The following is a 12256-nucleotide window of genomic DNA, read 5'->3' as shown; positions in this document are numbered from 1 at the left end:
AAAATTTAAGTGATTATGACCTTACAGCATGTAGCAGGTTTTGGTGCCTCTATCATCATCGGTGTCAGTCTTGGGTTAATTGGCGGCGGCGGCAGTATTCTAACACTACCCGTTCTGGTTTATCTACTGGGTATCAACCCCTTGCTCTCTACCGCCTATTCCTTATTTGTGGTTGGCACCACTTCCCTGGTGGGGTCGGTCAACTACATGCGGCTGAAACAAATCAACTACAAAGCAGCGGTTGTTTTCTCTATTCCGTCGCTGCTCACCGTTTACCTGACCCGGAAACTCATCGTCCCCGTCATTCCCGACCCGGTCTTTTCAACCGATACCTTCAGCCTGAGTAAGAACGTAGCCATCATGGTCTTCTTCGCCCTCATCATGCTGGCCGCATCGATCAGCATGATTCGCGACAAGAAGGCTGAGGCCAAACAAACTGACGGGGCCGTTCAGTTTAACCTGCCACTCATTGCGCTCGAAGGCATGCTGGTTGGCCTGTTAACCGGCATTGTGGGTGCAGGCGGCGGTTTCCTGATCATTCCTGCCCTAGTATTGCTGGCCCGGTTGCCCATGAAAACGGCGGTGGGAACATCGCTGCTGATCATTGCGGTGAAATCACTGGCAGGCTTCGTGGGCGACCTGTCCAACATGGCCGTCGACTGGCCGTTTCTGCTCGAATTCACGGCCCTTTCGGTCGCGGGCATTTTCGTGGGTACGTACCTGGCCCGCTTTATTCCAAGCCAGAAATTAAAGGTCGCTTTCGGCTACTTCGTCCTGGTCATGGGCATCTACATCATTGCGAAAGAAACACTTCTTTAACACATCAAAATACTCTTTTCACATGAAGATCGAGCAGATTTATACTGGCTGCCTGGCGCAGGGAGCATACTACATTGAAAGCGAAGGCGAAGTGGCCATTGTTGACCCACTCCGCGAAGTGAAACCGTATATTGAGCAGGCCGAAAGGGCCGGAGCCACGATCAAATACGTGCTGGAAACCCATTTCCACGCCGATTTCGTCTCCGGTCACGTTGACCTCGCCCAGAAAACGGGAGCCACTATTGTGTATGGTCCAAACGCACAAACGGGTTTTGCCGCCCATATAGCGAAAGATGGGGAAGAGCTGACCCTGGGCAAGCTGACCATTAGAGTGCTGCACACGCCCGGCCATACTATGGAATCGACCTGCTATTTACTGATCGATGAAGCAGGTGGAGAAAAAGCCCTGTTCAGCGGCGATACGCTGTTTATCGGCGATGTAGGACGGCCCGACCTGGCGCAGAAATCAGACCTGACCGTGACAGACCTTGCTGGGCATCTGTTCGATTCGCTACGGAATAAAATTATGACCTTGCCCAATGACGTGATCGTGTATCCAGCGCATGGCGCGGGGTCGGCCTGTGGCAAGAACATGAGCAAGGAAACTACCGACACGCTCGGCAACCAGAAACTGTTCAACTACGCCCTTCGCGCCAACATGACCCGCGACGAGTTCATTTATGAAGTAACCGACGGACTATTGGCACCGCCGAAATACTTCCCGCAAAACGTGCAGATGAACAAGCAGGGCTACGAAAGCATTGATACGGTACTTAGCCGGGGAACACAGCCCCTGTCGCCCGACGCTTTTGAAGCGGCCGCCAACGAAACAGGTGCGCTGGTACTCGACGTTCGTGCTGCACAGGTGTTTGCCAACGGATTTATCCCTAACTCGATCAATATTGGCCTCAGTGGTCAGTTTGCCCCCTGGGTGGGTGCGCTCATTCCCGACGTTCGGCAGGAGTTACTGCTGGTGTGCGATCCCGGTCAGGAGCAGGAAACACTTACGCGGCTGGCCCGCGTAGGCTACGATCAGGTGATGGGCTACCTACAGGGCGGTTTCAGCGCCTGGGAAGCCAGTGATAAAGAGGTCGACCGGGTAACGTCGATCTCTGCGGATACCCTCGCCAACCTCCTCGACGGTGGTAACGTACCTGTAATCGATGTGCGCAAGCCCGGCGAATTTACAGCCGAACACATCGATGGAGCTAAGTCTATTCCGCTCGATTTCATCAGCGAACAAATGGCCGAATTTCCGAAAGACGAGACCATCTACCTTCACTGCGCGGGCGGTTACCGCTCCATGATGGCCGCTTCTATTCTGAAAGCACGCGGTTATGATAACGTGATCGATGTAGCCGGTGGTTTTGCCGCCATTAAAGCAACCGGGCGATTCAAGACAACCGATTACGTATGCCCCAGCACGTTGGCTAAATCTTGATTATCCATTCAGTAACTGCTCAATACCATGTTAAAAGGAACCAGGCTCTACAGCATCCTCTTCAATAAATGTCCCAGTTGTCAGCAGGGTGATTTCTTCATCAGCAAAAGCGCATATGACCTGAAACATTTCGACGAGATGCACGAACGCTGCAGCCACTGTAAGCTGCGTTACGAAAGTGAGCCTGGTTTCTTTACGGGCGCTTTATACGTGAGTTACGCTTTCTACGTGGCGTTTATCATCACGACGTTTGCACTCTTCATCGGCATCCTCGACATCGACATGACGTACTACCTGTTTGGACTCATACCGGCGCTGATTGCTCTGACGCCTTTCTTATTCCGCCTTGCCCGACGTACCTGGATCAACTTTTTCGTCAGCTACGACCCAGCCCACCAGTCAAATGCTGGATAGGAGACACTGGTTGCTAGACGTTGGATACTGGACTGGGGACGTACCTGAGTAAGAAACTGATAATCATCTGACTGTGTGATTTTTATCACAGACCAGCAGGGTGCTACCTTGTTTCTTCGTCAGAAAAAAACTGTCATGAAAAAGAATATGGGTTCCATCGACCGGACGCTCCGGATTGTCATTGCCATTGTCCTGATCGTCTTGTATGCCACCGGTACGCTATCGGGCGTTTGGGGCATTGTTAGTCTGGCAGTAGCCGGCATCTTTCTGCTCACCAGCCTGGTTAGCACCTGCCCGCTGTACCTTCCTTTCGGTATTCGTACTAGATAGGTTCAGGAATTAACCGCAAATCAAACCTGAACCTTACTGCCTTAATGTGAATGGGTTACACACGAAAACCAAGACGTATCCGTCATTAACCTTACCATTGAAACAGCTAGCTCAAAGCCATGTCATCCATCGAATCAATCAAAACCCATTGGGAAACCGTTTACGAGACTAAAAGCCCTGATCAAGTCAGTTGGACACAGGAAGTCCCGAAAACATCGTTAGATTTCATCCGTTCATTTGAACTGGACAAAACGGCTGCTATCATTGACATAGGTGGTGGAGACAGTACCCTTGTCGACTGGTTACTTACAGAGGGCTACACGAATGTAACGGTACTGGATATTTCGGCCGTAGCCCTTGAAAAAGCAAAAAAACGCTTAGGCGATAAAGCAAAGACCATTAATTGGGTAGTGAGTGACGTGACCGAATTTGAGCCGACAACTACGTTTGACGTTTGGCACGATAGGGCAACGTTCCATTTTCTGACCACTGACGAACAGGTAGCGACTTATATGGAAACCGCCCGAAAATCAGTAGATGGCTTCATGAGCATAGGTACGTTCTCTGAAAACGGCCCCACCAAATGCAGTGGTCTATCCATAAAACAGTACACAGAAGAAACGCTGAGCACTGAACTGGAAAATGGTTTTGATAAGCTGCGTTGTATTACCGAAGACCACATAACGCCTTTTAATACAACGCAGAATTTTGTGTTCTGTAGCTTCAAAAAAAGAGTCGCCTGATAATCCAGCCTATGGCGTTTGCACGCCTTTCAAACAACAACTACGATGAACACGATTGATCTTAAGAACTGGGGCGTTATGCGGGTTGTCCGCCTGATTGCGGGTGTTGGCATCATCTGGAGCGCCTTCACCGATCATCAACCCCTGTTGAGTCTGGTAGGTGGCCTGCTGCTTTTCCAGGCCATGACCAACACCGGTTGCGGAGCTGCTGGCTGTAGTGTGCCCTCATCGACAAAAACAGCGAACAAGTCTGTCGACGATGTTGAGTATGAAGAAGTACGGTAGTTGGCTGGGCGCAATGGCTGGCGCGGCAGGCGGGTACGTCTATTGGCGCGAAGTGGGTTGCCTTACCGGCCATTGCCCCATTCAATCGCACTGGCAAACAATGTCGGTCTGGGGTGGTATAATGGGTTTCCTGGTTACCGATCTCCTTGTTCAATTATCAACAACTGTTCTTAAAAATCGCTCTTAATCGTTATGGATACGCCAGCAAGACAACCGTTTAACGAAATTATTCAAAGTGAAACACCTGTTCTCGTCGACTTCTTCGCCGAGTGGTGCGGCCCCTGCAAAGCAATGGCGCCTATTTTGAAAGACCTGGCCGCTCGTATGGGTGATCGGGTACGTATCCTGAAAATAGACGTTGATAAAAGCCCGGCGGCCGCCAGTGGTTACAAGATACAAGGCGTGCCCACGTTGATCCTGTTTCGGAAAGGACAGATCATCTGGAGGCAGTCGGGCGTGGTGCCTGTTCACCAACTGGAGCAGGTAATCAGGCAAGCTGAAACAAGTGCGGCTTAACTACTTCTCATGAACGAATTCTGGAATACACGTTATAGCAGTCCAATCTACGCGTATGGCACACAGCCAAACGCGTTTTTCAGCGAATGCCTTCAGCCGCTGAAGCCGGGCCGTATGTTACTGCCCGCCGAAGGGGAAGGCCGCAACGCCGTGTATGCCGCTCAGCAGGGTTGGGCCGTCGACGCGTTTGATTTCAGCGAAGCCGCCCGCGATAAAGCCCTGCAATTGGCAGGTGGTGCCTGTGTCAGTATTCGGTACAACATCAGCACACTGCAGGATTTTACAGTTCCCGAAAACACTTACGATCTCATCGGGCTGGTGTATGTGCATATGCCGCCCGCCGAGCGTAGTGCCTTTCACCAACGCCTTATTTCTTGGCTGAAACCGTCGGGGCGAATCGTACTGGAAGCATTTCACAAAGAGCAACTCGGCCGAAATTCAGGCGGGCCGCAGAACTCCGATATGCTCTACAGCCGCACCGAGTTGCTTCAGGATTTTAAAGGCCTGGACATCCTTCAGCTCGAAGAAGTATATACCGACCTCGACGAAGGTCCTTTCCACCACGGCACCGCCTGTGTACTGCGGATGGTAGCGACTCTTCCTGTGTGACATCTATCACGGAACCGGACCCATACACAGGGCAACTTTGTCAGAAAAGTCGCTAAGTCATGGAACGCTACATAGACGCTATCACGAACGGGTACTCGGGCTACTTCAACTACCTTGTCAACGAAATTCTGTACCCTACCTGGCATAATTATTTCTACTGGCTGGTAGGCTTATCAATGGCTGTTTGGGGACTCGAAATCCTGTTTCCGTGGCGCAAAGACCAGGCCATTATCCGGCAGGAATTCTGGCTCGACGCCTTTTACCTGTTCTTCAACTTTTTCCTGTTTTCGCTCATTGGCTACAATGCCTTCTCGAACGTGGGGGTACAGGCGTTCACGGATTTTCTGGCCCTGTTCGGCGTCCGTAATCTGGTGGCTATCAACGTACAGGCGCTGCCAGTCTGGGCACAGTTACTAACGCTGTTTCTGGTGCGTGATTTTGTGCAGTGGAACGTTCACCGCCTGCTGCACCACGTTCCGTGGATGTGGGAGTTTCACAAAGTACACCATAGCGTTAAGCAGATGGGGTTCGCCGCGCACCTGCGCTACCACTGGATGGAAACCATCATTTACCGCACGTTCGAGTACATTCCGCTGGCGATGATTGGTTTTGGCATTCAGGACTTTTTCCTGGTTCATATCTTCACGCTGGCCATCGGGCACTTCAACCACGCCAACGTAAACCTGCCGTTGGGGCCGCTCAGGTACGTGTTCAATAGCCCACAGATGCACCTCTGGCACCATGTCGATGTGTTGCCCGAAGATCGGCCCGAAGGCATCAACTACGGCATCACCCTGAGTATCTGGGATTATCTGTTCAAAACGGCTTACCAGCCCTACAATGGCAATCACCTTAAATTAGGCTTCTCGGGCATGCATGAGTTTCCACAAACGCTGCTGAATCAGTTGCTGTATCCGTGGAACAAGAATAAACCGCAACAATAGTGTCCATGGCAACTACTCCTTTCTATAAAACCCGAATTTTCCGCTCATTAGCGTTTGCCTGTCTTACGCTGGGGCTGGCTCCTTTTCTGCCCGAACCCCACCTGATCGGGAAACTGCGCTGGCTGATGGGCGGTGCCAACGGCATGACGCTCATGGATTGGGGTGACCTATTGTTTCACGGCGCGCCCTGGGTTGGCCTGATTGGCTATTCGATCTGGTATTTGACCCGTAAATAAGCTCTGTGTAACAATTGTCACAAACTAGCCGTAAACAGTGGGCTAGTTTCGCATGATTCAAATCAGGTCTGGGCGTTTTTTGCGCTCATCAGATTACTGAACGCTTTTGAGGTACAGGCGTTTATATATAACCAGTCTTGATTATTAATCATCGCTATAACCAACTATATGGATTTTTTTGAACTCGCTCGTAAGCCCTGGCCCTGGTATGTGGCCGGCCCCTTGATTGGGCTTACCGTTCCAACGTTATTATTGATTGGTAACAAATCTTTCGGCATCTCGTCGTCACTCCGCCACATCTGCGCGGCCTGTATACCTGCCAATATTCCGTTTTTCAGCTACAACTGGAAAAAAGAAATCTGGAATCTGGTTTTCGTGCTGGGTACGTTAGTTGGCGGCTTTATCGCTACCATGTTTTTGGCCAATCCCGACGCGTTCCAATTGTCAACGGCTACTGAGGCTGATCTGCGGGCACTGGGTATCAATGACTTTTCGGGGCTGATGCCCGCCGACCTGTTCGCTACCGAAAACCTGTTTACCATTAAAGGGCTTATCTTCTTCGTGTTGGGTGGTTTTATGGTTGGCTTCGGCACTCGTTGGGCTGGTGGTTGTACATCGGGCCACGCCATCATGGGCATTTCCAACCTGCAATGGCCATCGGTAGTAGCTACCTGCTGCTTCATGGTCGGCGGCTTTGCCATGACTCACTTGATTTTACCCTTTATCCTGAAACTGGTTTAACAGTATGCAACAGATACAAGAAATTCCGGAGGCGTTGGTGTGTGATGCGCCCAACGATATGAAAAAGTCAGAGACCGGGCTGGCTAACGTCAAGTACCTGATTGTGGGAATTCTGTTTGGCATTGTTTTCGTAAAAGCCGAAATTATTTCGTGGTTTCGCATTCAGGAAATGTTCCGATTACAGAGTTTCCATATGTACGGCGTTATCGGATCGGCTATTATGGTCGGCATGATTTCGATTCTGCTGATCAAAAAATTCAACATCAAAACCCTGTCGGGCGAAACCGTAGAATTTCACCCCAAAACGTTCAACAAAGGTCAGGTCTACGGCGGTTTGCTGTTCGGCTTGGGATGGGCCATTACGGGTGCCTGTCCGGGTCCGCTATTCGCCCAAATTGGTAGTGGTTACGTTGTGGTCATTGCCACGCTGTTGAGCGCCATTGGCGGCACATGGACGTATGGGCTGCTTCGCGACAAACTGCCAAACTGACCTCGATTATATAGTTTTCGCCGAGCAACTTGTCTGGTCGACAAGATTTAAAAAGGTTTTTTTGACAGGATTCACAGGATTTGTTTTTGCATCAGAGTTATGCGGTACAAGCGAAAAATCGTGCAAATCCTGTCAAAAAAAGAATCCTGACGCCTGAAGCGGCAGTGTGTGACTAATGTTACAGACCGCCGCTTTTTCATGGCCTATGTTTAGGAAAACTAAACTATTCCTGGACAATGACACCACATTATCAAGTGCTGATTATTGGTGGCGGTAACGCCGGTCTGTCGGCAGCAGCCCAGCTACTACGGAAAGATGAGACCCTGCAAATCGGGATTATCGAGCCGTCGGTGAAACACTACTACCAGCCCGCCTGGACACTGGTCGGCGCAGGTCAGTTTGCCATTCAAGACACCGAAAAACCAGAACACGATTATATTCCTGAAGGGGCTTTCTGGATTAAAGATGCCGTTGTAACCTTTCAGCCCAATCAAAACCAGGTTACCTGCCGGAGCGGCGATGTGATCGGCTACGATTCGCTGGTGGTAGTGCCGGGCATTCAGCTCGATTGGAGTAAGATCAATGGACTGACGGAAACGCTGAGGAAGAATTCGGTATCAAGCAATTATTCGTTCAACTCGGCAGCCTACACCTGGGAACTGATCAAAAATTTCAAGGGTGGAACGGCGGTATTTACTAATCCCACCACACCTGTCAAGTGCGGCGGCGCGCCCCATAAGATCATGTACCTGGCCTGCGATTACTGGCGCAAAAACGGTGTGCTCGACAAGACGGAGGTGCATTACATTTCTGGAGCCGGGGCCATTTTTGCCGTGAAAGAATTTGCCCAAACGCTCGAAGGTTTGCTGAAACGCTACCGGATCAAGACACATTACGCGCAAAACGTAACCGAAGTAGATGGTACCAACAAAATGATCTATTTCGAAGGGAAGAACGCAGGAGGCGAGTTGGTGAAACAATCGATCCGGTTCGATATGGCGCATATAACGCCACCACAGTCGGCACCCGATTTTATCAAGAGCAGCCCGTTGGCCGATCCGGCGCAGGCGTTGGGTTGGGTCGAGGTAAACAAATTCACGTTTCAGCATACCCGATACGACAACGTTTTTGCGTGCGGTGATGTAAGCAACGTACCTACGTCGAAAACCGGCGCGGCCATTCGGAAACAGGCACCAGTCATGGTCGAGCATATTCTGGCTCATCTCTACAAAACCAAATCAGATGCGCAGTACGATGGCTACACAGCCTGCCCTATTCCGACGGAATATGGCAAGCTGATGCTGGCTGAATTTGACTACACCAACAAGCCCAAAATGACCTTCCCGTTCAATCAGGCTGTGCCCCGCTGGAGCATGTGGCTCATGAAGAAATACCTGCTTCCGTGGCTATATTGGAACCGTATACTATCCGGTAAAGCCTGAAAATCTGATTAGTATCAGCGTCAATTCGTGACAAATACCACAGAGTACCCTCGGCTGGTGAACCCTTTTACCCCATCAATGAGTAAGCCAATAGCGCGGGCTATGTGGCCCGCGCTATTGGCTTATATCTACACTACTTGCTAGTTCAAATTGCGCCAGCTACCGGCATCGTGCAGATCGGCTATGCCTTGACCAGCCAGAAACGCTTTGGCCCGGGCACTACGCATACCCGACGCACAGCAAACCACAATTGGCTGTCTGTAGCCTTTTATCTTGCTCATTTTCGCCTCTAACTGATCGAGGGGAATGTTTACGGCTCCTTTGGCATGCCCACTGGCAAATTCGCCCGCCGAACGAACGTCAACAATTACCGCTCCCTGAGCCAGTACTTCGTCGAGTTTACTGCTGTTACCTGCTCTGCCAAAGACGGCTTTGACTAAATTTATCATCGTTGTCTTATTTTAAGATTGATGACACAAAGCACGCTGGTAAACAACTTGTTATCCGTGACTTTTATCACGAAAGGATAGTAGATGGTAGACGTTGAATACTGGATCTTGAATAAAAAACAAGTCTCCCCCAAGGCCGTTTTAGTCCAGCGTCTAATATCCAGTATCCAAAATCCCTTACTTCAGATTTCGCCAGCTACCGGCATCAAACATGTGGGTAATGCCTTGTTCAAGCAAGATCAGTCGGGCCTGTGAACTACGCATACCGGTGGCGCAACACAGTACGATCGGCTTCTGATAGCTTTTCAACTGTATGACTTTCGATTTTAGTTGATCGAGGGGAATATTGACGGCACCCCTGGCGTGACCGGTAGCAAATTCGTTGGGTGAGCGAACATCAATGACGACCGCCCCCTGCGCCAGCACTTGTTTAAGCTTATTATTCCCGGTGCTGCCGAAAACAGTCCTTAAAAAATTCAACATCCTTGTAGCGAGTTTAGAGAGACCACAAATCTCCTCAGTCACTCATCAAGTAAAGATGATATTTATCACAGCTTCCTGCTGATCTATATCAGCGCTGCCAGTTGGAGCACAGCGCGATCAACATCAGCACGTTTGGTGACGGGCGGATCGAATCGGTTGAAGGGCCGGAGTTCAATCACGTACGTTTCGTCAACGGCCTCTTCGTCGATGGGCGTGAACAGTTTGTAGCCAGTTACGGTGACCGGCATCAGCCCATGACAGGTTTTGAAGCGGGTCAGCAACGTACCCAGCCATGGCTCAAGCCTGGCATTTGGTTCGGGCAGAAACCGAACTTCAGCATGATTTCGGTCGCGCATGCGTTGCTCCTCGGGCGCGAAGTGTCCCTCACAACTCGAAAAAGTTTGTAGTAGCCCGGTTCGGTTCAGTGCGTCAACCAGTGGTAAAATGCCGGGTTCAATGTGATATTCGTTGTCATTCATTGTCATTACGCTTCGCTGTCATTAGGTAGTCATTTTTTGTTTTACGATAAATGACAACGAATGACCATTTAATGACAGAGAAGCATAATGACCACTTAATGACATTTCCCCTAATCAGCGCTTCCACCCAGCGAGGTTTTGCGGCTGACGATTCGGCCGGGGCCGCTGTGGGTAACGCTACCGCCCGTCGAGGCCTTCATAAACAATTCATTTTCGGCGTACACGCGCACAGTGGCACCGCTTGTTGCTTCGGCCTGTGTGGTGTTTGAGGTCAGCGCTTTAGCATCAATGGTAGCCCCGGCCGATGCCGAAGCGATAACCGTTTTGGCCGCCCCCTCTACCGTGGCCGTTGACCCCGCCCCTGAACTTAGCTCCACATCGGTAGCCTGTAGGTTCATGGTCAGTTGCGATCCTGATTTGGCAAATAAGCCAATTTTCTCAGCCTGAAACGGTGTCTCACCCGTTAGCTGCGCACCCGCCGACACGGTAATCTCATTGAGTTGACGGGCCGTTACGTAGGCTTTCACGTAGCGATTTGTATTCTTATCGGCTTTGTTTTTGCCCAGCCAGCCTTGCAAACGAATGCTGATCTTTAACTCACGGCCGTCTACTTCAGCCACAATGTCTTTTTCCTCGAATCCTTTGGCCTCGATCTTCACCGATTCCGCATCTCCCTGCGTCAGAAACACTTGTACACCTGAGCTTACTTTCAACACCGAAAAGTCGGCGACCTTCGGATTCAGTGTAACATTCTGTGCATAAATTGGGCTGATTGCCAACGCAAAAAAGGCTACCAACAGCCGCATACCATTCATTTTCATTCGTTTCTCTTGTTTAATCCCGATTAATATCGCCGCCACCCGATGTTTTACGGCTCACCAGTTGTCCCGGTCCGCTATACGAAACGTCGCCTCCGCCCGATGCCCGCAAGTACAGCTCTTTTCGGCCATACACTCGTGCATCGCCACCACCTGATGCCTCGGCGTAACAGATGTCGGTAACCAGTTTATCGGCGTCCAGATCGGCTCCGCTCGAGGCAGAGGCCGTTAATTTCGCGGCCGACCCCCTCAACGTAACGTCGGCACCACTACTGACCGATACAGTCATGCGGTTGACTTTAACGTCTAAATCAACATCGGCACCGCTGCTCGTGTTCAACGTCAGTTCATCAACGACCAGATTGGTCTCCCCTTCCAGATCAGCCCCCGACGATACATCGATGCTGTTCAGGTTTTTAATGGTTACGTAGGCTTTCACAGATCCATTTCGACCAAAAATGCTTTTCCAACCGTTTTGCCGCCGAACGCCCAGCACCAGTTTACTACCACGCTGTTCACAGATAACTTCATCATCGTCGAAACCCTTTGCCTCAATGCGCACCGATTCGGTGTTTCCCTGAGTCAGGTACACGTTCACGCCAGCGCTTACGTCGAGGGCAGATACGCCCGAAAACGTTTGCTTTCTGTCGACATCCTGCGCCGACAGGCAGGAACTGAGGCTAAGGCTCATGGCCAAGTACGTGATTAGTAGAGGCGTTTTCATTGGGCGTATAGAGTTGTGTAGCGGAAAGATGCAGGATACCTCTGAAAGGTTGCAGCCTTTTTATGACAAACGGCCCATTGCGCTGGTAGCTGCTCTTTTTCGACAGGTTATTTTTTTTGACAGGATTTACAAGCTTAACAGGTCAAAAAACATTTCTTGTAGGAAGCCATCTCTCAAACTTTTTCAAAAAATGGCTTGTCGGCGCATTGTTGCGTTGGGACTGTACCTTTGCGTCGTTGTTTTACCGGAGCAGGATTTTGCTTCGGAATAACGCATCAGCCCTCTTATACCAA

19 protein-coding genes are annotated in these 12256 nt (G+C 50.5%); 14 read left to right on the top strand and 5 right to left on the bottom strand.

The features are described 5' to 3' along the window. Nucleotides 1-15: 15 nt before the first annotated feature. From ACAW87_RS19445 to ACAW87_RS19380, 14 genes are all read left to right on the top strand, one after another. Nucleotides 16-819: a sulfite exporter TauE/SafE family protein gene (locus ACAW87_RS19445; RefSeq protein ID WP_370725298.1), complete on the top strand. Its 804-nt coding sequence runs from the start codon at nucleotides 16-18 to the stop codon at nucleotides 817-819. A 22-nt stretch (nucleotides 820-841) separates the two neighbouring features. Next, nucleotides 842-2260 (top strand): MBL fold metallo-hydrolase, encoded by a 1419-nt coding sequence (locus ACAW87_RS19440; RefSeq protein ID WP_370725297.1) that lies wholly within the window; start codon nucleotides 842-844, stop codon nucleotides 2258-2260. Nucleotides 2261-2287: 27 nt separating this feature from the next. After that, complete coding sequence (locus ACAW87_RS19435) at nucleotides 2288-2674, top strand: DUF983 domain-containing protein (protein ID WP_370725296.1); 387 nt, start codon at nucleotides 2288-2290, stop codon at nucleotides 2672-2674. Between the two features lie 135 nt (nucleotides 2675-2809). Next, nucleotides 2810-3004: a YgaP family membrane protein gene (locus tag ACAW87_RS19430; protein WP_370725295.1), complete on the top strand. Its 195-nt coding sequence runs from the start codon at nucleotides 2810-2812 to the stop codon at nucleotides 3002-3004. Between the two features lie 119 nt (nucleotides 3005-3123). Continuing rightward, nucleotides 3124-3747 carry a class I SAM-dependent methyltransferase gene (locus ACAW87_RS19425; protein ID WP_370725294.1) on the top strand — a complete coding sequence of 208 codons (624 nt, stop codon included), beginning with the start codon at nucleotides 3124-3126 and terminating at the stop codon, nucleotides 3745-3747. Between the two features lie 45 nt (nucleotides 3748-3792). Continuing rightward, nucleotides 3793-4032: a hypothetical protein gene (locus tag ACAW87_RS19420; RefSeq protein WP_370725293.1), complete on the top strand. Its 240-nt coding sequence runs from the start codon at nucleotides 3793-3795 to the stop codon at nucleotides 4030-4032. After that, nucleotides 4016-4219 carry a hypothetical protein gene (locus ACAW87_RS19415; protein WP_370725292.1) on the top strand — a complete coding sequence of 68 codons (204 nt, stop codon included), beginning with the start codon at nucleotides 4016-4018 and terminating at the stop codon, nucleotides 4217-4219. Before ACAW87_RS19420 ends, ACAW87_RS19415 begins: the two co-directional genes overlap by 17 nt. A 5-nt stretch (nucleotides 4220-4224) precedes the next feature. Further along, nucleotides 4225-4548, top strand: a complete 324-nt coding sequence (gene trxA / locus ACAW87_RS19410; RefSeq protein WP_370725291.1) for a thioredoxin — start codon at nucleotides 4225-4227, stop codon at nucleotides 4546-4548. 9 nt (nucleotides 4549-4557) lie between these two features. Next, complete coding sequence (locus tag ACAW87_RS19405; protein WP_370725290.1) at nucleotides 4558-5157, top strand: class I SAM-dependent methyltransferase; 600 nt, start codon at nucleotides 4558-4560, stop codon at nucleotides 5155-5157. A 59-nt stretch (nucleotides 5158-5216) separates the two neighbouring features. Then, complete coding sequence (locus ACAW87_RS19400; RefSeq protein WP_370725289.1) at nucleotides 5217-6101, top strand: sterol desaturase family protein; 885 nt, start codon at nucleotides 5217-5219, stop codon at nucleotides 6099-6101. A gap of 5 nt (nucleotides 6102-6106) precedes the next feature. Continuing rightward, nucleotides 6107-6337, top strand: coding sequence for a hypothetical protein (locus tag ACAW87_RS19395; RefSeq protein ID WP_370725288.1), 231 nt, complete (start codon nucleotides 6107-6109; stop codon nucleotides 6335-6337). 168 nt (nucleotides 6338-6505) lie between these two features. Beyond that, nucleotides 6506-7078, top strand: a complete 573-nt coding sequence (locus tag ACAW87_RS19390; RefSeq protein WP_370725287.1) for a YeeE/YedE family protein — start codon at nucleotides 6506-6508, stop codon at nucleotides 7076-7078. 4 nt (nucleotides 7079-7082) lie between these two features. Beyond that, nucleotides 7083-7568 (top strand): DUF6691 family protein, encoded by a 486-nt coding sequence (locus ACAW87_RS19385; RefSeq protein WP_370725286.1) that lies wholly within the window; start codon nucleotides 7083-7085, stop codon nucleotides 7566-7568. A 236-nt stretch (nucleotides 7569-7804) separates the two neighbouring features. Next, nucleotides 7805-9010, top strand: coding sequence for an NAD(P)/FAD-dependent oxidoreductase (locus ACAW87_RS19380; protein ID WP_370725285.1), 1206 nt, complete (start codon nucleotides 7805-7807; stop codon nucleotides 9008-9010). A gap of 140 nt (nucleotides 9011-9150) precedes the next feature. Here the strand turns inward: ACAW87_RS19380 and ACAW87_RS19375 are convergent, their stop codons facing one another. The 5 genes from ACAW87_RS19375 to ACAW87_RS19355 all read right to left on the bottom strand — a co-directional run bounded on the left by ACAW87_RS19375 (nucleotide 9151) and on the right by ACAW87_RS19355 (nucleotide 11963). Further along, nucleotides 9151-9459 carry a rhodanese-like domain-containing protein gene (locus ACAW87_RS19375; RefSeq protein ID WP_370725284.1) on the bottom strand — a complete coding sequence of 103 codons (309 nt, stop codon included), beginning with the start codon at nucleotides 9457-9459 and terminating at the stop codon, nucleotides 9151-9153. A gap of 177 nt (nucleotides 9460-9636) precedes the next feature. After that, the gene (locus tag ACAW87_RS19370; RefSeq protein WP_370725283.1) at nucleotides 9637-9942 is read right to left on the bottom strand and encodes a rhodanese-like domain-containing protein; all 306 of its coding nucleotides are present in this window, start codon (nucleotides 9940-9942) and stop codon (nucleotides 9637-9639) included. An 83-nt stretch (nucleotides 9943-10025) separates the two neighbouring features. Further along, complete coding sequence (locus tag ACAW87_RS19365) at nucleotides 10026-10421, bottom strand: hypothetical protein (protein ID WP_370725282.1); 396 nt, start codon at nucleotides 10419-10421, stop codon at nucleotides 10026-10028. A gap of 110 nt (nucleotides 10422-10531) precedes the next feature. Next, nucleotides 10532-11242: a head GIN domain-containing protein gene (locus ACAW87_RS19360; RefSeq protein ID WP_370725281.1), complete on the bottom strand. Its 711-nt coding sequence runs from the start codon at nucleotides 11240-11242 to the stop codon at nucleotides 10532-10534. 13 nt (nucleotides 11243-11255) lie between these two features. Then, on the bottom strand, nucleotides 11256-11963 hold the full coding sequence (locus tag ACAW87_RS19355) for a head GIN domain-containing protein (protein WP_370725280.1): 708 nt from the start codon (nucleotides 11961-11963) through the stop codon (nucleotides 11256-11258). Nucleotides 11964-12256: the final 293 nt, after the last annotated feature.

Origin of the sequence: Fibrella aquatica (genome assembly GCF_041321135.1) — a bacterium.
GTDB lineage: Bacteria > Bacteroidota > Bacteroidia > Cytophagales > Spirosomataceae > Fibrella > Fibrella aquatica.
The sequence above is the reverse complement of the archived record's forward strand: the minus strand, read 5'-3'. Positions and strand labels throughout refer to the sequence as shown.